Raw genomic sequence first — 25,878 nt, 5'->3', positions numbered from 1 at the left:
GGACCATTCATGATCACCAGAACCCTGTTCGCGGCAGCGCTTTGTGGCGCTGCCTTTATTTCGTCCGCGCCGGCTCAAGAGTACACGTTCCGGTTGCACCAATTCCTGCCCATGACCGACAGCGTACCGCGTGAGGGCCTCATTCCGTGGGCCGAGACTATAGAGGACCAGTCGGACGGGAGGATAAAGATCGAATATTATCCTTCAATGATCCTCGGCGGCGCGCCCGCCAATCTGTTCGATCAGGCCCAGGACGGCGTTGTCGACCTGATCTGGACGGTGCTCGGCTATACCCCCGGTCGCTTTCCAAAGTCCGAAGTGTTCGAAATGCCGTTTCTCGTCACCAATGCCGAGGACACCTCGCGTGCCTTCCAGCGCTTTGTCGAAGAAAATGCCATGGACGAGTTTGCCGGCGTCAAGCTGATTGCCGTCCATACCCATGGACCTGGCGTTTTTCATTCCTCCGGCCCCATTGAAACACTCGAGGATCTTGCCGGCCTCAAGGTACGCGGTGGGTCGCGGGTCATCTCGGCCATGCTGACCGATCTGGGGGCCGAGGCCATCGGCATGCCCGTCCCGCAGGTGCCTGAAAGCCTGTCGCGGGGCGTGATCGACGCGGCAACCATTCCCTGGCAGGTGACCATGGCGCTGCGCACCAGCGAGATCGTTTCCCACCATACCGAGTTCTCGGGTGACCATGGGCTCTATACCCAGACCTTTGCCTTCGTGATGAACCGCGATAGCTACGAGAGCCTGCCCGATGACCTCAAGGCGGTGATCGACGCCAATTCGGGAATCGAATGGGCCGGACGGTTCGGAGCGGCCAACGATTCCGATGACATCGTCGCCCGCGATCAGGCGCTGGCCGAAGGCAATACGATAGTGACCCTCGACGCCGAAGAGACCGCACGCTGGCGTGCTGCAGCGCAGATAACCATCGACAACTGGTTTGCCGAAACCGCTGAAAACGGCATCGACGGCGAGGCGCTTTATGGACGAGCGCTTGAGTTGGTGGCGCAAGAGACGCACTAAGGGAGCAAAAGTGGCGGTGAGGCGTTGTCATGCTATAGGCTGACGGCGCGCCGCCGGCACAATCCATTTTTGATTTGATCGATAACGAGGTTTCCACCCCGTGCCCAAACTTTCCGACAAGCCGCTCCTTGAGGTGCGGACTGCCAAGATTCGCGATATCCCTGCCATCATCAAGCTGACCCAGAGGGTGTACCCCGAAGAAGGACCTTACCTTCCCGGCACGATCCGCGGGCAGATCAACGCCTTTCCCGAGGGCCAGTTCGTTGCCGTCTATGACGGGCAGATCGTGGGCTATGCGGCAACGCTGCAATTGGCCGAAAAGCAGATCTTCAAGCAGCACACCTGGGAAAACATCACCGGGGCCGGTTATGGCTCGCTCCACAATGGCAAGGGCGAATGGCTCTATGGCGTTGAAGTGTGTGTCGATCCGGGCCGCCAGCGCAGCCGAATTGGTCGGCGGCTCTATGAGGCGCGCCAGCGGTTGTGCGAGGAACTCTGGCTCAAGGGCATCGCCTTTGGCGGGCGCCTGCCGGGTTATCGGCGCAACAAGAAGGACTATCCGCGCGCCAGTCAGTATTTCCAGGCTGTGGTGGACCGCGAAGTGCGCGATCCGGTGGCCAGCTTTCAGATGAAGCTCGGCTTTGAGCCCGAATTGTTGCTGCGCAATTACCATCCCGACGACAAGGCTTCGGGGGGCCACGCTGCGCTCATGGTGTGGCGCAATCCGCGCTATGACGAAGAAGACGAGGCACGCCCGGCCCACCGGCGCAGCCGCGAGACCGTGCGCGTGACCACGGTGCAGCTCGAGGCGCGCCGGTTCGCCGACGCTGAGGCGTTTTTTACGCACATGGAATATTTCGCGGACGTGGCGGCGGACTACGCATCCGACTTCGTGGTTTTTCCCGAACTGTTCACACTGATGCTGCTCTCGAGCGAACCCGAGCAACCGCCCCATGAGGCGATCCTGCGGCTGACCGAATACACGCCGCAATTTATCGAGCGCATGCAGCAGATGGCGCTCAAATACAACATCAACATCATCGGTGGCACCCATCCCACGATCACCGAAGACGAGGACATCCAGAACGTCTGCTATGTCTTTTTGCGTGACGGCACCGTCCACGCCCAGGAAAAGATGCATCCCACGCCCGACGAACGGGATTATTGGGGCATCGTGGGCGGCGATTCCGTGGATGTGATCGATACAGATTGCGGTCCGATCGGGGTGATGATCTGCTACGACAGCGAGTTTCCCGAAGTGGCCCGGCGTCTCGCCGATCAGGGCGCCCGCATCATGTTCGTGCCCTACTGCACCGATACGCGCCAGGGTCACCTGCGGGTGAAATATTGCTGCCAGGCCCGCACCATCGAGAACCAGTGCTATGTCGTGACCTCGGGGATTACCGGCAACCTCGCCAATGTCGACAATCTCGACATCAACTACGCTCATTCCTCGATCTTTACGCCCTCGGACATGCCCTTCGCCCGCGACGGGATTGCGGCAGAAGCCAGCGAGAACGTGGAGATGGTTGTCGTTGCCGATCTCAACCTCTCGACCCTGCAATGGGCCCGCTCGCAGGGTGCGGTGCGCAACCTGCGCGACCGCCGCTTCGACCTTTATCGCATCCGTTGGAAGGATGGTGGATAAGTTTGCGCTTATGCAGCCGCGCATGACAAAACCTCCGACGGCGAGATCGCCTCGGGCTTTGATTGCCATTCGAGCTTAGCTCTCCTGGCCTTCTCACCTCCAATCGTGCCACCGGCACGATTGGCCGAAGGACGGATCGAAGTAGACGGCATGGGGCGATGAACGCTCCGCATGATTTAGTTTTTATATGAAGCGATCATCGCCCCACGCATCCGGGGTTTTTGGCTTATGGCGGCGTCTCGGGCTGGGGTTTGTCGTCCGGGATATTGGCATTTTTGGTGGGTCGGTTGGCGAACCGGGAAACCGGTGCCCACTTTCCCTGCCAACCTCCCGTCGGTGCCCCTCTCCCTTTCGGGAGTACGACGTGGACTCCCATCCTCGCCCGGCCATCCGTCCGCTTTGGGCCTTCCCTGCGGCGACCCGCATGGAACCCGGATCGGCCAACGGACATTCTGGAGCGCCTGGAGACCGATGTGGTCCTAGGCTCGGACCCATGCTTCCCCTTTCTCCATCCTGCCCTCACCGGAAGCTCGTATGCATCCTCGTCTCTGGTGCGGCCGTGCGAGGAGAATGGCACGAGGGACTGGGGACGGGGATAAAGTTTTTTACGCAGCGTTTCCAACTTCACCCGCGTCATCCTCGGGCGTTGCTGCCCTCGCGCATAGCGCTCCGGGCGTTCGCGCCTCAAATCGCTCCACCGGAGCGATTTGCCTACGGACGGCACTCACTCCCCGGGTCAAGCCCGAGGATGACGATGGGGGTGGGGCGAATGGTGGTGATGAAGCCGAGAGGATGACCCGACACCCATCACTGCCCCACTGCACCTAATCGACGTTGAACATCCATTTGACGCCCCAGCGGTCATAGAGCATGCCGAACCGTTTGGCCCAGAAGGTTTGTTCGAGTTCCATTTCCACTTCGCCCCCCTGCTTGAGGGCGGCGAACATGCGCTCGGCGTCCTCGACGGTTTCGGGGTGGACCGAAAGATAGACGCCGGAAAAAGAATTGGCCTGCGCCATGGGGGCATCGGAGGCGAAAATCGTGCCGTCGGGCCAGGTCAGGGCCGCGTGCATGATCTGGTTCTGCATCTCGGCGGGGACGTGCTCGGCCGATGGCGTATCCTTGTGGGCGGTCATTTCAAGTTCGCCGCCCAGCACCGACTGGTAAAAGCTCATCGCCTCGCGGCAATCGCCGGCGAAGTTGAGATAGGGGGTGATCTTCATGTGGAGCCTCCTCGGGCCGAACTCGGAAAAAGCATTTTATTTCAATATCTAATGCCAGAGACCGGATTCAGAATACGATACATCTGAATCCGGCCGTCAGCCACTTGAATCTATCTATCAACTGGCCTGCGCGGCAAAGAAGCTTTCAATCAGCGGCAGCATAAGGTCGGTCTTGAACATGATATCGTAGTGGGTCGCCCCAGGGATCACGGCGAACTGGCGTGCGGTGTTGAGCGCGGGACCCATCGGACCGGTCGAAGACTGTCCGCCGAGCAGGCGAAACATCTCGAGGGCCTTGTCGAACTGGACGAGGTCGGTATCCCCGATGATCATCAGAACCGGTACGGGGATCGAGGCGATCTGTTCGTCGGTCCAGCTTTGCTCTCCCGAAACCATCGATTCTCTGATCTTGTCGACGAATCCGGAGAACCGCTCGGGCTGAGGCGCAACGGCCTCATAGGCGGCCAGCATGGGGGTGCCTTCCATCATCTCCGCTGTCATATAGGGCCAGCCGGCCCGCACCGAATCCCAGATCGAATCGGGCTGGTGGGAGGCCGAAATGATGACAAGGTTCTTGACCAGTTCGGGATGCAGGACTCCCACGCCCATCGCAGTGCCGCCGCCCATGGAAAAGCCCACGATATCGATGGGCCCCAGATCCATCTGCTCGATGAACCCCGAAACGTCCTGTGCGAACTGCTGCATGGACAGGGGGCGGTCGAGATCGACGGTGCGGCCATGGCCCTCGAGTTCGATTGCATAGACCTTGCGGTTTTCGGCAAGCGCGGGGAGGATCGGCCCCCATGCCTCGATGGTCATCAGCCCGCCATGGATGAGCACAAGCGGCTCGCCTTCGCCATGGACCTGATAATACATCTCCAGCCCGTCGATATTGACGGTCCCGTCCTCGGAGGGGACGGGCACGTCCGTGCTCAGTTCGATGGGATCGAACGTCTCTGCCATGGTGGCGTCCTGTGCGCCGACGGGGAAACAAACAAGCGTCGCCAGGGCGATCGCCGCAAATGCGGTCTTGATGAACATGATGTCCTCCTTGGGTAAGATGCCCATAGGACGGACGGCCAATTGGCGCCCCGACAAGAGTGAGAAAAAAATTATGCGCCCGAGGGCGACCCGCCCAGTTTGTCGAGATGGGCGCGAATGTGAACGGCCTCTGCCGTGGTGTTGGCGTGGGCAATGGCGATGTCGAAGGCGATGCGTGCCTCCTCGATGCGCCCGAGGTCTTTGAGCAGCCCGCCGCGCAGTCCATGAAAATAGAAATAGCCACCCAGCGCATCGGCGAGGGGCTCGATCAGGTCGAGCGCCGCTTGCGGCCCTTCGATCTTTGAGACCGCCACGGCCCGGTTGAGGGTAACGACGGGGGAGGGCTGCAGGGCTTCGAGCACCCGATAGAGAAGCTCGATCTCGGTCCAGTCGGTATCGGCGGGCGTTTTCGCGTGGGCATGTAACGCCGCAATGGCCGCCTGAACCTGGAACACACCCGGGCGCCGGTGCCGCATCGCCTTGTCGATAAGCGCAAGCCCTTCGTCGATCATGCGGCGATCCCAGAGCGCGCGGTCCTGATCGTCGAGCAGAACGATGTTGCCGGTCGTGTCGAACCGCGCCGCGTCGCGCGATTGCTGAATAAGCAAAAGGGCGAGAAGGCCCATCAGTTCGGGCTCAGTCGGGAACAGCCCGAGCAGCAGCCGGGCCAGCCTGATCGCTTCCTGAGCGAAGGTGTTGCGGGTTTCCGTTCGCTCGCCGGCCGAGGTGTAGCCCTCGTTGAACACCAGATAGACCATGGCCGCCACAGCGCCCACCCGCTCGGCGCGATCCGCGGCGTCGGGTGTCTCAAAGCTTGCGCCAGACTTGGCAATGCGCGCCTTGGCGCGGGTAATGCGCTGTTCCATGGCCGCATCCGAGACCAGAAAGGCACGGGCGATCTGCCTGACCGTGAGCCCCGAAACGATCCGCAGGGCCAGGGCAATCTGCTGGGTGGCCGGCAGATCCGGATGACAGCACACAAACAGCAGCCGCAGGATGTCGTCGCGATAATGGGAATCGTCGATCCGCTCGGCAATGTTGCTTTCGGCATCGGAGGTGTCGGAAATCTTATCTTCTTCGGGCAATTCGGTAAATCGCGCGCGGCGGCGGACGTTGTCGATGCCCGAATTGCGACCCACAAGGATCAGCCATGCCGCCGCATCGCGCGGCGGACCGTTTTTCGGCCACGATTTCAGCGCACGCAGGCATGCCTCCTGGAAGGCTTCCTCGGCCATGTCGAGGTCGCGAAAATACCTGTATAGCGCGGCAACCGCCCGGGGGCGGGCACCGGCCAGTGTCAGGCCAATCCAGTCGGCATCCTTGTCGTTCACTTTGCTTGCGCTCCGGGGAAGAAGTCGCGGACCGGGCGGATCTCATAGGACCCCATGCCCGGATTGGCCTCGGCCAGATCGCGCACAACCTGCACAACCTCTTCGAGGCTCTCCGCGTCGATGACGTAAAAACCGAGAAACTGTTCCTTGGTTTCGGCGAAAGGTCCGTCCAGCACCATCGGCTCGCCAGCGGTCTTGCGCAGGGTCGTGGCGGCAGTCGTCGGCATCAGCCGAGCCACCGGTCCCATCTTGCCCGCTTCGACCAGCGGCTTCTGAACGGCGAGAAGATCGGCCATGATCTTGTCGTCGTGTTCTTTCGACCATCCGCCAACGGCGGCTTCGTCGTTGTAGCAAAGGATTGCGTAGAGCATGGCCAAACTCCTTGTATGGCGAGGACGCACCCGGCGCGCCGCATCCGACAGGGCGGGCGAAAATTTCCATAGGTTATAGGGAAAGCCAGATTGCATCGGGTTGCCGTTTATTGCCAGTGCGGCATGCAACCCATCGGGCGCGCACCGCATTAATCGGTGAGCAGGTCTTTTGGGAGATATGGCCATGACACTCACGCGCGGTGAAATCGAGCGGGTACTCGGTCCCATAGACGAACATCTGGCCGCCGAAATAGCGGCGACCGAAGCCACCGAAGCGGATTTGACAAAGGCACTGGTCTGGCTGGACGCCGATGAGGCGCGGGTCAATGAGGGCGATCATCTGCCGACCGGCAAAGTGGCCGAGTTGATCGGAATTCTCGAAACGGCAGATGATGAAGACGGGTACTCGCCGCCGACCCGCCAGGCGGACGATTGGGTGCAGTAAGCCCACCAAGGGACTGGACAACACGCACAAATTTTAGTGATGTAGGTGTCTTTCCCCGCGCCTTGGCGCGTCACTAATATTTTTTGAGCGGGGCCATGTCGGCAAAGTTCAAGTCGTTTATTACCGATCTTCTAGCGCAAATCGATATCCAAATAGGCGGCTCGCGGCCCTGGGATATCCAGGTTCACGACGACCGCCTGTTCAGCCGCGTCATGACCCACGGGACCCTGGGGCTTGGCGAAGCCTATATGGACGGCTGGTGGGACAGCGAGGCGGTCGATCAGTTTCTATACCGATGCCTGACCGGGCAATTGCAGAATCGGGTCAAGTTCGATCCGGCTCTGGCACTTCTGACCATCAAGGGCATGGTGCTCAATCCCCAGCGGCTGCATGTGCGCGAAGTTGGCGAAAAACACTACGACATCGGAAATGACCTCTACAGGCGCATGCTCGACCCGCGCATGATCTATTCGTGCGGCTATTGGCGCGAGGCTGAAACGCTCGATGCCGCCCAGGAAGCCAAGCTCGATCTGATCTGTCGCAAGGTCGGCCTCAAGGAGGGCATGCGCATCCTCGATATCGGCTCGGGCTGGGGTGGTTTGCTCAAATTTGCCGCCGAGCGCTACGGCGTTTCGGGAGTGGGCATCACTGTCTCCAAGGAGCAGATGGCATACGCCAATGAAACCCGCGGAGACCTGCCGATCGAAACAAAGCTCCTCGACTATATGGACGTCGATGGCCAGTTCGATCGAATCGTTTCGGTCGGCATGTTCGAGCATGTGGGCTACAAGAATTATCGGCCCTATTTTTCCAAGGTCAGTGAATTGCTGCCCGATGACGGGCTGTTCCTCATGCACTCAATCGGGGGCAGCCTGACCCGCCGTGCCGGTGAGCCGTGGCTGGAAAAATACATCTTCCCCAACGGTATGCTGCCATCACCCAAACAGGTCACGACCGCTGTGGAAGGCAAGCTGGTCATGGAAGACTGGCACAATTTCGGCGCCGATTACGATCCGACGCTCATGGCGTGGTATCGGAATTTCGAAGCCGCATGGCCCGAGATTTCCGAAAACTACGGTGAGCGCTTCCATCGCATGTGGCGCTATTACCTGCTCAGCTGCGCCGCCATCTTCCGGGCCCGCTGGGTGCATCTGTGGCAGGTGGTCTATTCCAAGGACGGGCTGCAGGGCGGGTATGTGTCGGTGCGCTAGAGCCAAGGATTTGATTGAATCAAATCCTTGGCTCTAAACCCCTGTTTTGTCGCGTGTCCGAACCGCAAAACCGTTTCCACTTTTGCTGGACACGCTCTAAAGCCCGGCGCCAATCAGCGGCGCGAGAAACACCAGGGTGATCGGAACGGTCAGGACCCCCAACACCGTCTGGAAGGCGATAATGCCTGCCATGAGCGGTGCATCGCCGCCCAGTTGCCGCGCCATGACATAGGCCGACGAGGCCGTGGGCAGACACTGGATCAACAGCACGACCAGCGCCGCCGGGCCGGTCAGTCCGACCGCCAAGCAGATTGCCACAGTGATTGCCGGGATGAGCAGGAAACGCGCGGCCGTTGCGGCCAGCGCAGGCCGGATGCCGCGCCCCAGCGCCTCCCAGTTGAGCGCGGCTCCGACGCACAACAGGCCGATCGGCAGGGCTGCCTGACCCATCGCCTGCATGAAACCTTCGATGCCGGCGGGCAACACGATGCCGGTCAAACGCAGGACGATGCCGGCCACGCACCCCAGAATCAACGGATTAAGCGCTATGGACTTGATCACGCTCACGGCCGATGGCTGGCGACTGCCGTAACGGGCAAAGACCAGTGAGCACACGATATTGACGGTGGGAACCAGAATGGCGTTGGCCACGGCGGCCAGCGCCGCGCCCGATACGCCCAGCAGCCCCACCGCGGCGGTGACACCGACATAATTGTTGAACCTTATGCCGCCCTGGACCACCGATGTCAGGATCGGGCCGTCGAACCGGGTCAGCCGATTGGCCGCAAGCAGAACCAGCGTCCCCAGAACCGCCGGGCCGACCAGCCCTGCGGCGATCAACCCTATGGGGGCGTCGGACAGGTCGGCCCTGTAAAGACCGTGCGCGAACAGCAGCGGCAACAGAACGAAATAGGCCAGCCGTTCGGCCTGGGGCCAGAAACCCTCGCCCAGAAAGCCGAAGCGCCTGAGCAGGTGCCCAAGTGTGATGATGAGTGCGATGGGCAACAGAGCCGAGAAGATAAGGGCGAGCATGGATGTCCGGATAACGAGGAATGTCCTTGTCTAGACGGCTCCAAACGTTTGGCCAAGCGCTACCAGAACAATAGGGATTTGTCGCGGCGTGCAATTTCATGCTCTCGGCGAACGATTTGCTGGCAGGCTATTTTGCGCCTCACGCAAATTTTGATCGTCCAGCCCTCGCACCTTCATCGTCATTGAGCGATAATGGGGCAACTCAAAACCGGGAGATTTCTTATGCGCCTGACCTTAACGGCAATGGCCATTTCCGCAGCACTGACCGTGCCGGCCATCGCTCAGTCTGAAGTCACGCCATTGGTCGATGCGAACTGGCTGATCGAAAATGCCGGCGCCGAAAATGTCGTCATCCTCGATATTCGCGACAATATCGAAGGCACCGATCTGGGCGAATTGCCCTATGTCGCCAATTCGGTCGTTGCGCCTTACGGTTCGGCCGGCTGGCGCACCGAGGTGCAGGGCGTTCCGGGCCAGATTCCGCCCGTCGAACAGGTTGCCGAACTGATCGGCTCGCTCGGCATAGACAATGACGATCACGTTGTGATCGTGCCCTGGGGTACCGATTCTTCGGAAATCGGCGGTGCCACCCGTGTCTATTGGACCTTCAAATATCTCGGCCATGACGAGGTTTCGATCCTCGATGGCGGCTGGCGCCAGTTCGACGCGGCCGGCGGCGAACGCGTCGCTGAACTGGCAACACCCGAAGCGGCCGAATTTACCGCCGAAGTGCGCCCCGAGTTGATCGCCACCACCGACGACGTTCTCGAAGCGCTCGAAAACGGCACGGCGCTGGTTGATGGCCGTCCTGTGGAACAGCATCTGGGTCAGTCCAAGAGCCCGGTGGTTGCCACCGCGGGCACCATCCCCGGCTCGGTCAACATTCCGCACTCCGAATTCTACAGCTCGGAATATGCACGCTTTGCCCAGCCCGATACCGTGGCTGCGCTGCTCGAAGCCGTGAATGTGACATCGGACGAAGACAGCATCGTTTTCTGCAACACCGGCCATTGGGCTTCGGTCGCCTGGTTCGGCCTGCACGAAATCCTCGGCAACGAAAACGCATCGATGTATGACGGCTCGATGGCCGAATGGACAGCGGACTCCTCGCGTCCGGTCGAATAATCGGTCGACCTTTGGTCTGACCCTTGCAGATGCCCCGGCGTTCGGGGCATCTGTCTCATTTCAGGACCTCATACTTTGAAAGACCGACATGTCTGACGTCGCTCTCGATCGTCCATCCTATCTGCCCGCTGCGGTGTCCGATCGGGCTCCCACGCTGGTGACCGGGCTGGGGCTGATCCTCGGTTTTATCGCCATCTGGTATCTCGTCGATCTGCGCCAGGCCTCCCTGTTCGCCATTGGCGGGGGTTTGGGTGCCGCACTTTATCACGGTGCCTTTGGCTTTACCGGCGGCTGGCGCCGCATGGTGGTGGAAAAACGCGGTCGCGGTATGCGCGCCCAGATGCTGATGATCGGGGTCACCGCCATTGCCATGATGCCGCTGATTGCAGCCGGCAATCTCGGCGGACAGCCGCTCGTGGGTGCATTGGCGCCGGTGGGCGTGTCCGTCATCGTCGGCGCGACGATGTTCGGCCTGGGCATGCAATTGGGCGGCGGCTGCGGATCGGGAACGCTGTTTACGGTCGGCGGCGGATCGGCTCGCATGCTGGTCACGCTTGGCTTCTTTATCGTCGGCGCTGTCCTGGGCACGGCCCACCTGCCGTTCTGGCTCGAAGCGCCCTCGCTCGGGGTCATCGACGCACGGGTGCAGTTCGGCCTTCCTGCCGCCATCGGGCTGACCATCATCGCCCTTGCGCTCGTCGCCATCGTTACCGCGGTGATCGAAAAGCGCGCGCACGGCAATCTCGAACCCGAGCCTGCGCCTAAGCGTCCGGGCTGGACCTGGCTGCTCTATGGTCCCTGGCCGCTGGTCGGGGCAGGGCTGGTGCTGGCCATCCTCAATGTCGCGACCCTGCTGGTGGCCGGCCACCCGTGGTCGATCACCTATGGCTTCGGGTTGTGGGGCGCCAAGATCGCCGATGCCGTTGGCATTCCTGTCGCGACCTGGGAATTCTGGACCTGGCCGGCTCAGGCAGAGGCGCTCAATTCCTCGGTCCTGACCGACAACACATCGGTCATGGATTTCGGCATCATACTGGGTGCTGGTCTGGCCGCCGCGCTGGCCGGAAAGTTCGCCCCCAAGGCAAAACTGCCCCTCGGTTCCCTGATCGCCGCCGCCGTCGGTGGTATCCTCATGGGTTATGGTGCCCGGCTCTCGTTCGGCTGCAACATCGGTGCGCTGTTTTCCGGCATCGCCTCGGGCAGCCTGCATGGCTGGTTGTGGTTTATCTGTGCCTTTGTCGGTTCGTTCATCGGCATCTGGGCCCGCCCCCTGTTCGGACTTGATGGATTTGCCAAAAAATGACCACCGGACGTAACACCCTCCTGTTTGGCGCGGCGCTGGCCGTCGGCACGGTGGCTATCGCCGCCGATCATATCTCCAACCCGGTCGTCCGTGCCTCCAATCCCGTGGCGCAAAGCGAGGCGGGCACCGCCAGTCCCGCCGTTGCGCCTTGTGCGGCCGGCGCCCCCTGCGCGGCCGGTGCGCCGGTCGCTGCGGCCCCTTGTGCGGCGGGGGCTCCCGTTGCTACGGCCCCCTGCGCGGCTGGAGCGCCGATGGCTTCCGCCCCGCCACCGCCTGCACCAATGCCCGAGGAACCAGCGAGCCAGCTAGCCGCCGCGCCTCCGCCGCCCGCACCCATGCCCGAACCGGAGGAGGCCGAGCCCGAAATGGCCCCGCCACCTCCGCCTCCAGCCACGATGCCCGAGGGGGCAACCGAAGCCCCCGATCTCGTGGTGAACTGATGAGTGATGCCCGCCAGCAGGCCCTGCACGAAATCGCCTTCTGCGAATCCGTGCTCGCCAAGGGCGGGCTCACGGTTCTGACCGAAACCCTGCGCGATGCATCCGACATCTCGGTCTGGACCCATTATCCCAAAGACGACGTCTTCGATCCCGAGACCGGGGCGCAATGGTTCTACCATTCGCACCCCGCCGACGACCCTGACGGGGCGATCGAGCACGGTCATTTTCACTGTTTCGTCCGCCCGCAGGGCACCAACGGCCCGATCCACCATCTGATCGCCATTGGCGTCGATCCCTTCGGCAAGCTCAAACGGCTGTTCACGGTCAATCAGTGGGTGGTGGGCGACGACTGGCTCGACGCAGAGCCCACAATTGCGCTGCTGGAAAAATTCGACGTCCACATGCCGCGCCCGTCCTATCTGGTCAATCGCTGGCTGACGGCGGTGCTGGCCGCTTATGACGATGAAATCCGGGCTCTGGTTCACGAACGCGACCGGACCCTGGCCGCGCATCGCCCCGAGGGCGATATCGCCGTGCGCGACGACAAGGCCCTCGAAGTCACCTCCGAACTGCTGTTTTAGCCGCCCTGAACGATTAGCTGGCGGTCTCGTTCGTCCTTGATCTTGCCAAATGGCATTATTCCTCATATTTTATGCCAAGAGGTGAAGTCATGCTGCACGAACTGCCCAGAGCCGACGCCGCCCCCGAGCGGCCCCAGATCACGGCGGCTGAGGCCGCCGCCATGGCGCGCACGGTCGTGAATCTGTTTGACCGCTGGGATCTCTCGGACGCCGAGGCGCGGGAAATCCTCGGCGGCCTTGCTGCCCGCACCTATGCGCGCTGGAAAGCAGGGGAGGTGGGGCGGATCGACCGCGATCTGGCGACCCGCCTGTCGCTGCTCATGGGTATCCACAAGGGGTTGCGCTATCTCTTTACCGATCCGGCACGCGGCTATGGGTGGGTCAAAAAGCCCAATAGCGCGCTCGGCGGTCGCACTCCGGTCGATATCATGGCGGAGGGCTCCATTTTCGCGCTGGCCCGCATCCGCAGCTATCTCGACGCTGAACGGGGCGGTTGGTGAGCGTTGCGGTTGCCCACATAAAATGGGGCAGGGCGTTTCGGATTATCCGCACGATCTATCCGCCAATCGACCTGTTCGAGGACATCGCCGACCCGGCCGATTGGGAGGCGCTGGCTTCGGCGGAATCGAAAACCAACCCGCGTGTCTGGGAGCACCTGGGCCGGCTCGATCTGATCCCGCCGCATCGCCGCGTGGCCGGGCAGGGGGCAAGCTGGTTGATGGCGCCTTTCGTTCATGTCAGCACCGATCGACCGGGTCGGTTTACCGACGGAACCTACGGCGTTTACAGCGCCGGCAGCAGTGAGGAAGTGGCCATCCGCGAGGTCGCCCACCACCACGCCATCGCCATGGCGGCCAGCGCCGAGGAGCCCGGCTGGACCGCGCAATTTCGCGTTCTGGTCAACGCGCTCGATCTCGACCTGCACGATGTGCGTGAGCGGCCCGACTGTCACCTGCCCGACGATTACGGACTGCCCCAAGCGCTCGGCAAAACGTTGCGCGCGGCCGGCAGCAATGGCGTCGTTTACCGCAGCGTGCGCGCGCCGGGCGGCGAATGCGTCGGCATCTTCTGGCCAGACCTCATGGAAATACCGGTTCAGGGTGATCATTTCGATTTCCACTGGGACGGCACGCGCGTCGACCGCGTGCGCAACTCGAGCACCAGCGCCATTTTCGCCCTGTAATTGTCGCCTCGACCACCCTATATGAAGGCTTGACCTTACCATGATGGGAAGCCTTACCGTGGCTTCACACAGTCAAGGATTACGCCATGAACGCCCCGGTTTCCCGCCAGTCGACAACGCTGAGCTTTCCCGTAGAAGGGATGAGTTGCGCGTCCTGTGTCAAGCGTGTGGAAACGGCGGCTGCCAAACTGCCGGGCGTCGTTGAGGCGCGGGCCAATTTTGCCAATGAAACCCTGACCGTCAGCCCTGGCCCCGACTTCGACGCCACTGCCTTGCGTGCGGCCATCAAGGACGCCGGGTACGAACTGCCGGTCGAAAAGCTCGAAATCGGCATCGAAGGGATGAGCTGCGCTTCCTGCGTCAAACGCGTCGAGGACGCGTTGGCTGGTGCGCCCGGAATCGTGTCCGCCTCTGTCAATCTGGCGACCGAAAGGGCAACGCTCGATATCGTGGGTGGCCAAGCCGGTCTTGCCGCGGCGGAAGCGGCGATCACGGGGGCTGGCTACACGCCCCATCGTCTGTCGGACCAGAACACCCAAAGTCGCGAACAGGCAAAGGCCGATGAAATCGGCGCGCTGCAGCGCGACGTCGTCATTTCCGGCCTTCTTACCCTGCCGCTGTTCGTTCTGGAAATGGGCAGCCATTTCTACGCGCCCTTCCATCAATGGCTGATGCAGACGGTGCCCATGGGATGGCTCTATCCGGCCTATTTCGTGCTGGCCAGTGCCGTGCTGTTCGGGCCGGGACGGCGGTTCTTTGTCAAAGGCGTTCCGGCGCTTTTCCGGCGCACTCCCGACATGAATTCTCTGGTGGCGCTCGGAGCCGGTGCAGCCTATCTTTATTCGAGTGTCGTCACTTTCGCCCCGCAATTTCTGCCCGATACGGCGCGCAACATCTATTTCGAGGCGGCGGCGGTCATCGTCACGCTCATTCTGGTCGGGCGCTTGCTTGAAGCCCGCGCCAAGGGGCGGACCAGCGACGCCATAAAGCGGCTCGTCGGTCTGCAGGCCAAATCGGCCCGCGTGTTGCGGGGTGGTGAGACCATCGAAGTCGCGCTCGACAGCGTTTGCGTCGGCGATATCATCATCATCCGTCCCGGCGAGAAAATCCCGGTCGACGGGATTGTGACCGAGGGCACGTCCTTTATCGACGAGGCAATGATCTCGGGCGAGCCGGCACCCGTGGCCAAGGCCGAGGGCGATACCGTGATCGGCGGCACGATCAACACGACCGGCAGTTTTCGGTTTAAAGTCACCAAAATCGGTGGCGATACAATGCTCGCCCAGATCATAAAGCTCGTCGAACAGGCGCAAGGCTCCAAACTGCCGGTTCAGGCGCTTGTCGATCAGGTGACGGCGTGGTTCGTACCGGCCGTCATGGCCATCGCGGCACTGACCTTTGTGGTGTGGGCCGTTTTCGGGCCCGACCCGGCATACACTTTCGCGCTGATCAACGCCGTTGCGGTGCTGATCATCGCCTGCCCCTGCGCCATGGGACTGGCCACCCCGACCTCGATCATGGTCGGGACGGGCAGGGCGGCAGAGTTCGGCGTGCTGTTCCGCAAGGGCGAGGCGCTGCAGCTTCTCCAGTCCGTCGGCATCGTCGCCTTCGACAAGACCGGAACACTGACCAAGGGCGTGCCCGAATTGACCGATCTGATCGTTGCTGATCGGTTCGAGGACGGCGAGGTACTTTCGCTCATCGCGGCGGTTGAGGCCAACTCGGAACATCCGATCGGCCAGGCTATCGTTACAGCAGCCCGCAACCGGGATTTGGTCATGCCGGACAGTGCAGATTTCGACTCGGTGCCCGGCTTTGGCGTTGTCGCGAACGTTTCGGGCCGCAGGATCGAGGTGGGCGCAGACCGCTACATGGAGCGTCTTGGTATCGATTTTGCCGCTTTCACGCCCGACATCGAGAGACTGGGTCGCGAAGGCAAGAGCCCGCTTTTCGCCGCTATCGATGGCAAACTGGCGGCCATCGTTGCTGTGGCCGATCCCATCAGGCCCACAAGCGCCGAAACGATTGCCCATCTCCATGCGCTCGGTTTGCAGGTGGCGATGATAACCGGCGACAACGTCAACACGGCGCGCGCCACAGCAGACCAGCTCGGCATCGACCACGTGGTGGCCGAGGTGCTGCCCGAGGGTAAAGTCGCAGCCATCGAGAAGCTCAAGACGGAGGGCAGAAAGCTCGCCTTCGTCGGCGATGGCATCAACGACGCGCCTGCGCTGGCCGCCGCCGATGTCGGCATCGCCATCGGCACGGGCACCGACGTGGCCATCGAAAGCGCCGGCGTGGTGCTGGTGGGGGGCGATGTGCGCGGGGCGGTGCAGGCCATCGCGATCTCGCGCGCCACGATGGGCAATATCCGCCAAAACCTCGGCTGGGCCTTCGGCTATAACGCGCTGCTGATCCCGGTCGCCGCCGGGGTACTCTTTCCCGCCTTTGGCGTCCTGCTTTCGCCCATGCTGGCGGCAGGTGCCATGGCGCTCTCGAGCGTTTGCGTGGTCACAAATGCCCTGCGTCTGCGGGGCTATCGGCCACCGCTGGTCGCGGACCGTAGGAGCACGACAGCATGAACATCGGACAGGCTGCAAAAGCGTCGGGCGTGACGGCCAAGATGATTCGCTACTACGAATCCATCGGCCTTATCACCCCCGCCGACCGGACCGAGAGCAATTACCGCGTCTATGGTGCTGACGACATCCACACGTTGCGGTTCATCAAACGCGCCCGCACGCTGGGCTTTTCCATGGACGAAACAGCGGCGCTTCTGGGCCTGTGGCAGGACAAGTCCCGCGCCAGCGCCGACGTAAAGGCCATTGCCACCAACCATATTGCCGAGCTCGAAAATAAGATCACCGAGCTTCAGGAAATGGCCGATACCCTCAAGCACCTCGCCCATTGCTGCTCAGGCGACAACCGTCCCGACTGCCCCATCCTCGGTCAGCTTGCCGGCACCGAGGTGCGGGCCTGATGCAAAAGGAGAATGACGTCTTTCAAACGTCAACCCGCGCAGCGGTGCGGGGCAGCGTGGAGAGAATTTCTGGGCCGTCCTCGCGCAAGATCACGATATCCTCGAGGCGCACGCCGAACCGGTTCGGCAAATAGATTCCCGGTTCTATGGAAAACACCATTCCCGTTTCAAGCGTCGTGTCGCTGGTTTCGGTAATATAGGGCGGCTCATGGATGTCGAGGCCCATTCCATGCCCGGTCCGGTGCAGGAAAAACTCGCCGAACCCGGCATCGGCAATCACCGTGCGGGCGGCGTTGTCGACATCGCACGCCCGAGCACCCGGCCGGGCGGCGGCCAGCGCGGCCTGAACTGCGCGCTCAACGGTTTCATGCACCTGTTCATATTGCGCCGGCGGTTCACCTAGAACGATCATCCGTGTCATGTCGGATGGATAGCCGGCCTTGCGTCCGCCGATATCAACCACGATCGCATCGCCGGCGCGGAATGTGCGCTCCGAACTCGCGTGATGAGGATAGGCGCCGTTTTCGGAAGCGCCAACGATGGAAAAGGCAGCACGTGCACCTTCGAGCGGATAGTGGTCGGCAATGATTTTGGCCAGCTCACGTTCGCTCATGCCTGGACGGATCCCTGCAACCGCAGCCTGAAATGCGCGATCGTTGACGCCGGCGCTGTCTTTGAGACGCTCGTATTCGAACGCATCCTTGCGCCGGCGAAGATAACCGATTGTATCGTCGGTAAAACGCCGAGACACACCCGGCAGCGCGTCGAGCGCGAAAAGTGCAAAATCGGCGCGCATTGTTTCATCGATCACCACGGTCGAGGCTCTGGCGGCGTCCATATGGTCCAAAAGGTCGGCAAAGGCCTTGGCCGGTCCGTCTGCGTCGGACCATTCGAAAAACGGCAGGTCGGTGTCCTTTCGGCAGTCTGACGCATTAAGGCGCGGCATCAGGAATCCGGCGCGGTCGTCCGAAACCAGTAGTAGGCATGGACGCTCGTCCCCATGGGCCTCGACGCCAGTAAGCCAGAGCAGATGGGAGTGCGGTCCCAGCACGACGAGATCCGTGCCCGTTTTCTGCATACGCTGGCGCAGACGAGCGATGCGTTCATCGAAAAGAGTAGCCATGGCGATTTTTTCTTTTTTGGATGGGAGAATGTGTTCCGGCCTTAGGTGCGGGCCGAGACGTGATTGAGGGTGATGACCCAGCCGGTTTCGGCGCGCTTGTGCAATATTCGCGTATTGATGCCCGTTTGGGTGCCAGTGTCCCGGACGAGGGTGTAAGCCCCGACCAGTTGTGCGACGCCGGGGGCCAACACCACGACGTTCATGTCCGAGAATTCAAGGTGACCGCGGCGACCCGGGCCACCGCCATAATCGCGTTCGTAGTGATCGAGAGTCGCTTGCCAATCGCTTTGAATTTGACCCCGGGAAACAAAAATTACATCGGGATTGGAAAATCCCTTCATGTAGCCGGCGAAATCGCCTGTATTCCACGCAGCCTGCATCTTTGCCATCACCGCGTAAATGGCGGCGATCTCCTGCCTATCGCTCATTGGCTTGCTCCGCGGTGCGACGCATCAGGAATTCCTGAGCGGCGGAAACCAGATGCCTTCGCAGCGCTGTTCCGGCGCGCTGTGCATCCTGGTCCAGCAGGGCATCAATGATGTCCTGATGTTCCTGGCACGAACGCCTCAAGCGGCCCTGGTCCTGCAACTGGTACTTTCGAAAGGGCCTCAGCTTGAGCCGCATGGCGTCAGCCAGCGCCACCAGATCGAGGTTATGGCTCCCCGCCATAATCAGCGAATGAAAGTCGGAATTGACGCTCTCATAGGCGTTGAAATCGCCATCTTCCGCCAGGGCGTTCATATCCCGATGCATGGCCTCCAGACGCGCGCGTTCGCTCATTGTCATGCGTTGTGACGCGAGTCTTCCACAGGTCGCTTCCATCTCCGCCATGGCCTCGAACATCTGATCGATACGCTCAGGAGAGAGCGCGGCGACGAGAACGCCCTTGTATGGCACGCGCTCTGCGAGCGAACGTCCACACAGAGCGTGCAACGCCTCGCGCACGGGCGTGCGCGACAAGCCAAAACGCTGGGCGAGCGAATTTTCGTCGAGCCTGGTTCCCGGCTCGATTCGACCTGAAATGATATCGGCTTCGAGCTGTTCAACGAGGATATCGCTCTGAACTCTGCGACTTCTCGTAACGTCATCAAGCATGCCTGCCTCCCTTCGCAATATCCGACTTTTCCAGCCGCGAAACCCGTCAATGTCGGCAATGAGTATACAAGACTGTTGCAATCCGCAATCAAAGTATACAATATGTCGTCAAAGGGGCGACAGCCTCTTCCCACTTATCGATCTCAAAGCAACAACCGACATTTTTGTGTGCAAATTGGCATTTTTCATTCGCTTTTGTCGACCGACGCAACAGGTGTGCCCATGAGCCAGTTTACGACCCGACCGGAGCTTCGCGGCACCCTTGGCGCTGTTTCGGCAACGCACTGGCTTGCTTCGACCGCAGGCATGTCCTTGCTCGAGAGTGGCCATACGGCTTTTGATGCAGCAGTTGCTGCCGGCTTCGTCCTGCAGATCGTGGAGCCTCATCTTAACGGCCCCGGTGGCGAGGTGCCCATCATCGTGACACCCGCAGGACAGCGCCCCATCGTGATTTCGGGTCAGGGGCCGTCCCCGGCCGGTGCGACACTGGCCAAATTCGCAGAACTCGGTCTGGACCTCGTGCCGGGCACCGGCTTGTTGCCCGCATGCGTGCCGGGGGCATTCGGCGCCTGGCTGACGCTCTTGCGCGACTACGGAACTGCCGAGCTGGAGGACGTTCTGGCGCCAGCCATCCATTATGCCGAGCACGGTCATCCCATAGTTCCGCGCATCGCAAATACCATCGGCACGATGCGCGAGCTGTTCGATACCCATTGGCCGTCTTCCGCGGCTCTCTATCTGCCCAATGGTAAGGTGCCGCAGGCCGGTAAGCTGTTCCGCAATCCCGAGGTGGCAAAGCTCTATCGTCTGATTCTCCAAGAGGCGAACGGGGCACAGAGCCGGGAGGCGAGGATAGAGGCAGCCTTGGCCTATTGGTACGAAGGCCCGGTAGCCGAACGGATCGGCCAGTATTGCGAAACCGAGTCCGTATGGGACGTTTCCGGTCGCCATCACAAAGGATTGCTGCGCGCAGATGACATGTCGGGCTGGCGCCCGAAAATCGAAGCGCCGCTCTCTGTCCAATATGATGACTACGAGGTCTTCAAGTGCGGGCCATGGTCCCAAGGCCCGGTGTTGCTCCAGGCGTTGAACCTTCTTTCTGGCACCGCGATTGCCGAAGTCGATCCGCTCGGGGCCGATTTCGTGCATCTGGTCACCGAGAGCACAAAGCTGGCGATGGCGGACCGCGACGCCTGGTATGGCGACGACGCGGACGTGCCGATCGAAACGCTGTTGAGCGCGCCATATACTGCCCAGCGGCAAGCATTGATCGGCGAGACCGCGTCGCAGGTCATCGAGCCCGGGGCGCCCGATGGGCGCAATGCGAATTTCCCGCCGCAGCGTCCGTTTGGGACCATCAAGCAACCTGGGATGGGTGGTGGCGAGCCGACGGTGGCAAAAGATATCACGCCTCCGACGGACAGAATGGGGGAGCCCGCGCTCGATCAAACAGGGGCGCAACGGGGCGACACGGTGCAGGTCAGTGCCGTCGATCGCTGGGGCAACATGGTTTCGGCCACGCCTTCTGGTGGATGGCTTCAGTCCAGTCCGGTCATTCCCGGCCTGGGCTTCTCACTGACGACTCGCGGGCAGATGTTCTGGCTCATGGAAGGTCTTGCCTCGTCCCTGCGGCCGGGGGTTCGTCCGCGGACGACCTTGACGCCGACCACGGTGTTCAGAAACGGGATGCCCTATCTTGCGTTGGGTACACCAGGTGGGGACCAGCAGGATCAGTGGCAGCTTCAGTTCCTGCTGCGCCACATCCATGCCGGCTACAATATCCAGCACGCTATCGACGCGCCGGCCTTTCACACAGACCATCTGCCCAGCTCGTTCTGGCCGCGCGAGGTGGGGCTCGCCTCGCTCACGCTCGAGGAGCGGTTCGGGCCTGAAACCGTCGAGAACCTGCGCGCGCGCGGCCACGACGTGAAAATCGCCGACCCTTGGGCGGAAGGGCGCCTGAGTGTTGTCGGTCGAGAACTGGATGGAGACGACCAGATCGTAATGGCCGGCTCCAATCCCAGAGGGATGCAGGGTTACGCGATAGCCCGCTAACCATCATCAAAGAGAGGAAACAAAGATGCGAAAACCATTTTATCTTGCACTCATGGCGTCCATTGCCATGACCGGCCTCACCGCTCTGCCCGCAAGCGCGCAGGACGGTGGCACCGTGCTCAACATCGGATTGCAGGACGATCCCGATACGCTCGATCCGGCGACCAATTGGAGCTTTGTGGGTCGCCACGTTCTCCAGCAGATGTGCGACAAGATCGTCGACATCAACGGCAACAACGAAATCGTGCCGATGCTGGCGACCGACTGGACCTGGAACGAGGACAGCACCCAGCTCACCCTCAATGTTCGTGAAGACGCGACCTTCCACGACGGCACTCCGGTCAATGCCGAGGCGATCAAGTATAATCTCGATCGCGCCCTTACCCTGGAAATCTCGCGCCGCGCTTCGGAAATCAGCGCCATAGAATCGGTCGAGGTGGTTGACGAATTCACAGTTCAGATCAATCTCTCCGAACCGTCAGTTCCGCTGCTGGCGGCGCTGACCGATCGTGCAGGCATGATCATCAGCCCGGCGGCTGGCGAAGAACTGGGTGAGGACTTTACCAATGACCCGGTCTGTTCCGGGCCCTATGAGTTCGTCGAGCGTGTCGCGCAGGACTATATCGAGCTCGAAAAATTCGATGACTACTATGCTGCCGATGACTATGCATTCGACCGCCTGATCTTCCGCGGCATGCCCGACAGCAATACGCGACTGCTCAATCTGCGCTCGGGCCAGTTCGATCTGATAGAGCGTCTTGCCGCCACCGACGTGGCGTCGGTCGATGACGATCCGGCGCTGGAAACCGCTCCGGTCGTCGGCCTGGGCTATTACGGCATCACGATCGACATCGGTGGCGAGGGGGCCGACCCCGACTTCAGCCAGCAACAGGCGGTTCGCGAAGCCTTCAGTCTCGCCATCGATCGTGAAGCGATAAATCAGGTGGTATTCGAGGGTCAGTTTGCCGTCGGCAATCAGCCGTTCCCGCCCACCAGCCCTTACTACAATCAGGACATGCCCGTGCAGCCGCGCGACGTCGAGGCGGCAAGGGCGCTGATGGAGGAAGCCGGCATCGATCAGATCGACCTTGAGCTTCTGGTGCCAACGGACGCAGAGCGTCAGCAGGTTGCGACCCTCATCCAGTCGATGGTGGCGGAAATCGGTATCAATGTCGAAATCCGTCCGACCGAGCTGATGACGTTGCTCGATACCGCTCGTGAGGGCAATTTCGAGGCGCATCTGGTTGGCTGGTCCGGCCGCGTTGATCCCGATCTCAACATCACGCCAATGCTCAGCTGCGGCGCCGCCGGCAACGATGCGCATTATTGCAGCGAAGAACTGGACACCATTCTCACCGAAGCCCGCGCAGTCGGCGACGTGGCGACCCGCCAGGAAAAGTATTCCGAAGCGGTCGATTTGCTGCTCACTGATCTGCCGATCGTCTATCTGTATCACTCGCAGTGGATTTTCGCTCATGACGCGGCACTTGAAGGGTTCGATCCCTTCCCGGACGGGATCATCCGTCTGGGCGGCGTCACGATGACCGAGTAATTCAGGTCGTGGCGATGGACGAAAAGCATCCACCGCTCTCCCATGAGCCGCCGGCCCGGACTCTCCGGGCCGGCGTGCCCACGGACGCGGTTTTGACGGTGGAAAACCTTTGCGTCGCTTTCAAGGGCGATCGAACTGTCACAACCGCGGTCGACGGGGTCAGCTTTTCTCTCGGCAAGGGGCGCAGCCTTGGCGTGGTGGGCGAGTCCGGCAGCGGAAAAAGCGTCACCTCGCTTGCAGTCATGCGGTTGTTACCGGCCGAGAGTGCCAGGATATCGGGTGCAATTACCTTCGACGGGCGCGATCTCCTTGAGATCAGCGAGCCGGACATGCGAAACCTCAGGGGCAATCGGATCTCCATGATCTTTCAGGAGCCGATGACTTCGCTCAACCCCTCCTACACAGTCGGCGATCAGATTGCCGAGACGATCCTGCGCCATCGTCAGATTTCAAGAAAAGAAGCCTGGGACCGCGCAGTCGAGATGCTGCGCATGGTGCGCATGCCCTCGCCTGAAACGCGCGCGCGGCAGTTTCCCCATAACCTGTCCGGCGGCATGCGGCAGCGTGTCATGATCGCGATCGCTCTGGCGTGCGAGCCAGAAGTACTGATCGCCGATGAACCGACAACAGCGCTCGATGTGACCATTCAGGCCCAGATTCTGGCGCTTCTCGATGATCTCAAGACCACGACCGGCACCGCGATCGTACTCATTACGCACGATCTGGGCGTTGTTGCCGAAACCTGCGATGACGTGATCGTCATGTATGCCGGCCAGGTGGTAGAAGGGGGGGCGGTGGAGCAGATTTTCAGATTCCCCCAGCATCCTTATACGATTGGTCTGCTCGGCTCGTTGCCCAGACTTGATGAAGATCGCGATGAACTCGTGGCCATCAGCGGCAGTGTGCCCGATATGACAAATCCTCCGGACGGATGTCGCTTTCAGTCGCGTTGCCCGTTCCGCATCGAAAAATGCGCCCAGATGCCGCCCTTGCGCGAAATTGCCGATGGTCATTCAAGCCGCTGCTGGCGCGCACCGCTTGAGGAACTCGCCGATGCATAGCCAGCCTATTGCGGAAATTGTGGCAGATCCGGTCCTGACCGCCTCCAATCTCGAAAAGCACTTTACGGTCAAACGTTCGGTTTTCGGTCGCCCGCTCGCGCGCGTAAGCGCAGTGGATGGCGTCTCGCTTTCGCTTGCGGCAGGAGAAACGTTGGCGATCGTGGGCGAATCGGGTTGCGGAAAGTCCACCATCGGGCGCATGCTCATGCGCCTGATCGAACCCAGCGCCGGAACCGTCATTCTTGATGGCACCGATATCACGAGCCTTAACGCGCGCGAAATACTGGCGCTGCGCAGCAAGATCCAGCTCGTTTTCCAGGACCCGTATGCATCGCTCAATCCGCGGATGACGATCGGGCAGACCGTCGCCGAGCCGCTGATGTTGCATCACATAGTGCCGCCAGCGGAGCGCATGACACGTGTCGGCGAACTCCTCGAAATGGTCGGTCTGCGCCGTGAGCATGCCCACCGGTTCCCCCATGAATTTTCCGGCGGGCAGCGCCAGCGGGTCGTGATTGCCCGCGCTCTTGCATCCGAACCCAAGATACTGGTTTGCGACGAGGCGGTATCGGCGCTGGACGTTTCGATCCAGGCGCAGGTTCTCAATCTTCTCAAGTCCCTCCAGAAGCGGCTCGGACTGGCCTATGTCTTCATTTCCCATGACCTGAGCGTGGTCAAACACATCTCGGACCGGGTTGCCGTCATGTATCTGGGAAAGCTGGTTGAGGTCGGGGAGACGGACAAGATTTTCGCTTCCCCTCGGCATCCTTATACAAGGGCCTTGCTTTCGGCCATTCCGGTGGCAACGCCGGATCGAAAGCAGCACGGCCGCGCGCATGCACTTTCGGGTGATCTGCCCAGCCCGATCGATCCGCCCTCCGGGTGCCGGCTTCACACGCGTTGTCCGCATGCGCGGCCCCAATGCAGCGAAGTTTCGATGACACTCGAGGCAGAACCCGATGGTCACGCTAATGCATGCGCCTTCTGGCGGGAATTGCCACCCGCCGATGATCTCCTGCCCAAGAGCACCGCTTCCGATCCAAGGCTTGAAAGGCTTTTCGCGGCGTTCTCCAGGCCGTTGGCCGCGAGGGAGCCGACGCCATGATCAAACTGCTCGGACGGCGCCTGCTTCAGCTCGTGCCCACCATCTTTATCCTGTCGCTGATCATTTTTTCTCTCCAGCATCTGCTGCCCGGCGATCCGGCGCTGGCCCTGGCGGGGGAAAATCCCGACCCTGAAACCGTGGCGGCCATTCGGGCGCGCTATGGCCTCGATCAGCCAATCTTCATGCAGTATTTTTACTGGGTTGGCGGTGTCATGACGGGCGACCTGGGAATGTCGATGCGTCATAACCTGCCCGTGACCACGCTGATCGTGCAAAAGCTGCCGGTCACGCTTCAACTGGCGGTCATGGGGATCATCCTGGCCCTTGTCCTGGGCGTTTTGGGTGGAATTGTTTCCGCGGTGCGCCGTAACACGAAAACCGATTATGTGGCCAACATCGTCTCGCTGGCCGGCATATCCATACCCAATTTCTGGTTGGGCATCATGCTCATCCTGTTCTTTTCGATCTATCTGCGCTGGCTGCCGGCTTCGGGCTATGTAAGCCCATTCGTCAACTGGCAGATGAGCCTTGCAACGACCGTCATGCCCGCCTTCGTCCTCGGGACCGCGATTGCCGGCGTCATCATGCGTCATACGCGATCGGCCATGATCCAGGCGCTCGAGAGCGACTATGTCCGCACGGCAAGGGCGAAAGGGCTGGCGCCTTCGGTCGTGGTGATCAAGCACGCCATGCGTAATGCCCTGACCCCGATTATCACGCTTGGTGCGCTCGAATTCGGATCCCTGCTTTCCGGTGCCGTTCTGACCGAGCAGATTTTTGCCATTCCCGGGTTCGGCAAGCTGATCGTCGATGCCGTGTTCACGCGCGATTATGCGGTTGTGCAGGGCGTCGTGCTCATCACGGCCCTGTTCTATGTCTTGCTCAATCTGCTTGCCGATATTGGCTATATTCTTGCCAATCCCAGGCTTAGGAACTGAACC

At 61.2% G+C, this 25,878-nt stretch carries 25 protein-coding genes; 17 read left to right on the top strand and 8 right to left on the bottom strand.

Annotation, left to right across the window (positions count from 1 at the left end; genetic code table 11):
* The first annotated feature begins 9 nt into the window (after window positions 1-9).
* Together V6617_RS12775 and V6617_RS12770 are read left to right on the top strand one after the other, a co-directional pair.
* Window positions 10-1,032, top strand: coding sequence for a TRAP transporter substrate-binding protein (locus V6617_RS12775; protein WP_338607338.1), 1,023 nt, complete (start codon window positions 10-12; stop codon window positions 1,030-1,032).
* Window positions 1,033-1,132: 100 nt separating this feature from the next.
* Window positions 1,133-2,680, top strand: a complete 1,548-nt coding sequence (locus V6617_RS12770) for a carbon-nitrogen hydrolase family protein (RefSeq protein ID WP_338607337.1) — start codon at window positions 1,133-1,135, stop codon at window positions 2,678-2,680.
* A gap of 824 nt (window positions 2,681-3,504) precedes the next feature.
* On the opposite strand, the gene V6617_RS12765 is transcribed toward V6617_RS12770, so the two are convergent.
* The 4 genes from V6617_RS12765 to V6617_RS12750 all read right to left on the bottom strand — a co-directional run bounded on the left by V6617_RS12765 (window position 3,505) and on the right by V6617_RS12750 (window position 6,646).
* Entirely contained in the window at window positions 3,505-3,903 is a 399-nt protein-coding gene (locus V6617_RS12765; RefSeq protein ID WP_338607336.1) for a VOC family protein, read from the bottom strand.
* A 117-nt stretch (window positions 3,904-4,020) separates the two neighbouring features.
* Entirely contained in the window at window positions 4,021-4,944 is a 924-nt protein-coding gene (locus tag V6617_RS12760; RefSeq protein WP_338607335.1) for an alpha/beta hydrolase, read from the bottom strand.
* 71 nt (window positions 4,945-5,015) lie between these two features.
* Window positions 5,016-6,275 carry an RNA polymerase sigma factor gene (locus V6617_RS12755; RefSeq protein WP_338607334.1) on the bottom strand — a complete coding sequence of 420 codons (1,260 nt, stop codon included), beginning with the start codon at window positions 6,273-6,275 and terminating at the stop codon, window positions 5,016-5,018.
* Window positions 6,272-6,646, bottom strand: a complete 375-nt coding sequence (locus V6617_RS12750; protein WP_338607333.1) for a YciI family protein — start codon at window positions 6,644-6,646, stop codon at window positions 6,272-6,274. Before V6617_RS12750 ends, V6617_RS12755 begins: the two co-directional genes overlap by 4 nt.
* A 184-nt stretch (window positions 6,647-6,830) precedes the next feature.
* Here V6617_RS12750 and V6617_RS12745 point away from each other — a divergent pair, with 184 nt between their 5' ends.
* Window positions 6,831-7,091: a hypothetical protein gene (locus V6617_RS12745; protein ID WP_338607332.1), complete on the top strand. Its 261-nt coding sequence runs from the start codon at window positions 6,831-6,833 to the stop codon at window positions 7,089-7,091.
* A 95-nt stretch (window positions 7,092-7,186) separates the two neighbouring features.
* The gene (cfa, locus tag V6617_RS12740) at window positions 7,187-8,302 is read left to right on the top strand and encodes a cyclopropane fatty acyl phospholipid synthase (RefSeq protein WP_338607331.1); all 1,116 of its coding nucleotides are present in this window, start codon (window positions 7,187-7,189) and stop codon (window positions 8,300-8,302) included.
* A gap of 96 nt (window positions 8,303-8,398) precedes the next feature.
* Here cfa and V6617_RS12735 read toward each other — a convergent pair whose 3' ends face one another.
* Window positions 8,399-9,334 carry an AEC family transporter gene (locus V6617_RS12735; RefSeq protein WP_338607330.1) on the bottom strand — a complete coding sequence of 312 codons (936 nt, stop codon included), beginning with the start codon at window positions 9,332-9,334 and terminating at the stop codon, window positions 8,399-8,401.
* Between the two features lie 243 nt (window positions 9,335-9,577).
* Here V6617_RS12735 and V6617_RS12730 point away from each other — a divergent pair, with 243 nt between their 5' ends.
* The 8 genes from V6617_RS12730 to cueR all read left to right on the top strand — a co-directional run bounded on the left by V6617_RS12730 (window position 9,578) and on the right by cueR (window position 16,946).
* Window positions 9,578-10,459: a sulfurtransferase gene (locus tag V6617_RS12730; protein WP_422394833.1), complete on the top strand. Its 882-nt coding sequence runs from the start codon at window positions 9,578-9,580 to the stop codon at window positions 10,457-10,459.
* An 88-nt stretch (window positions 10,460-10,547) separates the two neighbouring features.
* Complete coding sequence (locus V6617_RS12725) at window positions 10,548-11,762, top strand: YeeE/YedE family protein (protein WP_338607328.1); 1,215 nt, start codon at window positions 10,548-10,550, stop codon at window positions 11,760-11,762.
* Window positions 11,759-12,202: a hypothetical protein gene (locus V6617_RS12720; RefSeq protein WP_338610808.1), complete on the top strand. Its 444-nt coding sequence runs from the start codon at window positions 11,759-11,761 to the stop codon at window positions 12,200-12,202. The genes V6617_RS12725 and V6617_RS12720 overlap by 4 nt, the downstream gene beginning before the upstream one ends.
* Window positions 12,199-12,783 carry a DUF6969 family protein gene (locus V6617_RS12715; protein ID WP_338610718.1) on the top strand — a complete coding sequence of 195 codons (585 nt, stop codon included), beginning with the start codon at window positions 12,199-12,201 and terminating at the stop codon, window positions 12,781-12,783. Before V6617_RS12720 ends, V6617_RS12715 begins: the two co-directional genes overlap by 4 nt.
* Before the next feature lie 89 nt (window positions 12,784-12,872).
* On the top strand, window positions 12,873-13,283 hold the full coding sequence (locus tag V6617_RS12710; RefSeq protein ID WP_338607327.1) for an MbcA/ParS/Xre antitoxin family protein: 411 nt from the start codon (window positions 12,873-12,875) through the stop codon (window positions 13,281-13,283).
* Window positions 13,280-13,966, top strand: a complete 687-nt coding sequence (locus V6617_RS12705; protein WP_422394782.1) for an RES family NAD+ phosphorylase — start codon at window positions 13,280-13,282, stop codon at window positions 13,964-13,966. Before V6617_RS12710 ends, V6617_RS12705 begins: the two co-directional genes overlap by 4 nt.
* Before the next feature lie 86 nt (window positions 13,967-14,052).
* Window positions 14,053-16,548: a heavy metal translocating P-type ATPase gene (locus tag V6617_RS12700; protein WP_338607325.1), complete on the top strand. Its 2,496-nt coding sequence runs from the start codon at window positions 14,053-14,055 to the stop codon at window positions 16,546-16,548.
* Window positions 16,545-16,946 carry a Cu(I)-responsive transcriptional regulator gene (gene cueR / locus V6617_RS12695; protein WP_338607324.1) on the top strand — a complete coding sequence of 134 codons (402 nt, stop codon included), beginning with the start codon at window positions 16,545-16,547 and terminating at the stop codon, window positions 16,944-16,946. The genes V6617_RS12700 and cueR overlap by 4 nt, the downstream gene beginning before the upstream one ends.
* Before the next feature lie 22 nt (window positions 16,947-16,968).
* Here cueR and V6617_RS12690 read toward each other — a convergent pair whose 3' ends face one another.
* Genes V6617_RS12690 through V6617_RS12680 form a run of 3 tightly spaced genes read right to left on the bottom strand, consistent with a single transcriptional unit; the run spans window position 16,969 to window position 19,164 of the window.
* Window positions 16,969-18,069: a Xaa-Pro peptidase family protein gene (locus tag V6617_RS12690; RefSeq protein WP_338607323.1), complete on the bottom strand. Its 1,101-nt coding sequence runs from the start codon at window positions 18,067-18,069 to the stop codon at window positions 16,969-16,971.
* Between the two features lie 41 nt (window positions 18,070-18,110).
* Window positions 18,111-18,497 (bottom strand): YybH family protein, encoded by a 387-nt coding sequence (locus tag V6617_RS12685; RefSeq protein ID WP_338607322.1) that lies wholly within the window; start codon window positions 18,495-18,497, stop codon window positions 18,111-18,113.
* On the bottom strand, window positions 18,487-19,164 hold the full coding sequence (locus tag V6617_RS12680) for a GntR family transcriptional regulator (protein WP_338607321.1): 678 nt from the start codon (window positions 19,162-19,164) through the stop codon (window positions 18,487-18,489). Before V6617_RS12680 ends, V6617_RS12685 begins: the two co-directional genes overlap by 11 nt.
* A 222-nt stretch (window positions 19,165-19,386) precedes the next feature.
* Here V6617_RS12680 and V6617_RS12675 point away from each other — a divergent pair, with 222 nt between their 5' ends.
* The 5 genes from V6617_RS12675 to V6617_RS12655 all read left to right on the top strand — a co-directional run bounded on the left by V6617_RS12675 (window position 19,387) and on the right by V6617_RS12655 (window position 25,875).
* Window positions 19,387-21,219, top strand: coding sequence for a gamma-glutamyltransferase family protein (locus V6617_RS12675; RefSeq protein ID WP_338607320.1), 1,833 nt, complete (start codon window positions 19,387-19,389; stop codon window positions 21,217-21,219).
* A gap of 25 nt (window positions 21,220-21,244) precedes the next feature.
* Window positions 21,245-22,771: an ABC transporter substrate-binding protein gene (locus V6617_RS12670; RefSeq protein ID WP_338607319.1), complete on the top strand. Its 1,527-nt coding sequence runs from the start codon at window positions 21,245-21,247 to the stop codon at window positions 22,769-22,771.
* Between the two features lie 74 nt (window positions 22,772-22,845).
* Entirely contained in the window at window positions 22,846-23,832 is a 987-nt protein-coding gene (locus V6617_RS12665; RefSeq protein ID WP_422394832.1) for an ABC transporter ATP-binding protein, read from the top strand.
* A complete protein-coding gene (locus V6617_RS12660; RefSeq protein ID WP_338607317.1) occupies window positions 23,825-24,937 on the top strand; it encodes a dipeptide ABC transporter ATP-binding protein in 1,113 nt (370 codons plus the stop codon). Before V6617_RS12665 ends, V6617_RS12660 begins: the two co-directional genes overlap by 8 nt.
* Complete coding sequence (locus V6617_RS12655; protein ID WP_338607316.1) at window positions 24,934-25,875, top strand: ABC transporter permease; 942 nt, start codon at window positions 24,934-24,936, stop codon at window positions 25,873-25,875. The genes V6617_RS12660 and V6617_RS12655 overlap by 4 nt, the downstream gene beginning before the upstream one ends.
* Window positions 25,876-25,878 lie beyond the last annotated feature (3 nt).

The sequence above is a fragment of the Pelagibacterium nitratireducens genome (genome assembly GCF_037044555.1).
Lineage (GTDB): Bacteria > Pseudomonadota > Alphaproteobacteria > Rhizobiales > Devosiaceae > Pelagibacterium > Pelagibacterium nitratireducens.
This window is presented reverse-complemented; position numbering and strand designations above follow the sequence as displayed.

What these genes read in the sequence shown, in the direction of transcription:
- V6617_RS12775 (WP_338607338.1), top strand. Translation starts at nt 10, where the DNA reads ATGATCACCAGAACCCTGTTCGCGGCAGCGCTTTGTGGCGCTGCCTTT.
- V6617_RS12765 (WP_338607336.1), bottom strand. Translation starts at nt 3,903, where the DNA reads ATGAAGATCACCCCCTATCTCAACTTCGCCGGCGATTGCCGCGAGGCG.
- V6617_RS12760 (WP_338607335.1), bottom strand. Translation starts at nt 4,944, where the DNA reads ATGTTCATCAAGACCGCATTTGCGGCGATCGCCCTGGCGACGCTTGTT.
- V6617_RS12750 (WP_338607333.1), bottom strand. Translation starts at nt 6,646, where the DNA reads ATGCTCTACGCAATCCTTTGCTACAACGACGAAGCCGCCGTTGGCGGA.
- V6617_RS12745 (WP_338607332.1), top strand. Translation starts at nt 6,831, where the DNA reads ATGACACTCACGCGCGGTGAAATCGAGCGGGTACTCGGTCCCATAGAC.
- cfa (WP_338607331.1), top strand. Translation starts at nt 7,187, where the DNA reads ATGTCGGCAAAGTTCAAGTCGTTTATTACCGATCTTCTAGCGCAAATC.
- V6617_RS12735 (WP_338607330.1), bottom strand. Translation starts at nt 9,334, where the DNA reads ATGCTCGCCCTTATCTTCTCGGCTCTGTTGCCCATCGCACTCATCATC.
- V6617_RS12730 (WP_422394833.1), top strand. Translation starts at nt 9,578, where the DNA reads ATGGCCATTTCCGCAGCACTGACCGTGCCGGCCATCGCTCAGTCTGAA.
- V6617_RS12725 (WP_338607328.1), top strand. Translation starts at nt 10,548, where the DNA reads ATGTCTGACGTCGCTCTCGATCGTCCATCCTATCTGCCCGCTGCGGTG.
- V6617_RS12720 (WP_338610808.1), top strand. Translation starts at nt 11,759, where the DNA reads ATGACCACCGGACGTAACACCCTCCTGTTTGGCGCGGCGCTGGCCGTC.
- V6617_RS12710 (WP_338607327.1), top strand. Translation starts at nt 12,873, where the DNA reads ATGCTGCACGAACTGCCCAGAGCCGACGCCGCCCCCGAGCGGCCCCAG.
- V6617_RS12700 (WP_338607325.1), top strand. Translation starts at nt 14,053, where the DNA reads ATGAACGCCCCGGTTTCCCGCCAGTCGACAACGCTGAGCTTTCCCGTA.
- cueR (WP_338607324.1), top strand. Translation starts at nt 16,545, where the DNA reads ATGAACATCGGACAGGCTGCAAAAGCGTCGGGCGTGACGGCCAAGATG.
- V6617_RS12690 (WP_338607323.1), bottom strand. Translation starts at nt 18,069, where the DNA reads ATGGCTACTCTTTTCGATGAACGCATCGCTCGTCTGCGCCAGCGTATG.
- V6617_RS12685 (WP_338607322.1), bottom strand. Translation starts at nt 18,497, where the DNA reads ATGAGCGATAGGCAGGAGATCGCCGCCATTTACGCGGTGATGGCAAAG.
- V6617_RS12680 (WP_338607321.1), bottom strand. Translation starts at nt 19,164, where the DNA reads ATGCTTGATGACGTTACGAGAAGTCGCAGAGTTCAGAGCGATATCCTC.
- V6617_RS12675 (WP_338607320.1), top strand. Translation starts at nt 19,387, where the DNA reads ATGAGCCAGTTTACGACCCGACCGGAGCTTCGCGGCACCCTTGGCGCT.
- V6617_RS12670 (WP_338607319.1), top strand. Translation starts at nt 21,245, where the DNA reads ATGCGAAAACCATTTTATCTTGCACTCATGGCGTCCATTGCCATGACC.
- V6617_RS12660 (WP_338607317.1), top strand. Translation starts at nt 23,825, where the DNA reads ATGCATAGCCAGCCTATTGCGGAAATTGTGGCAGATCCGGTCCTGACC.
- V6617_RS12655 (WP_338607316.1), top strand. Translation starts at nt 24,934, where the DNA reads ATGATCAAACTGCTCGGACGGCGCCTGCTTCAGCTCGTGCCCACCATC.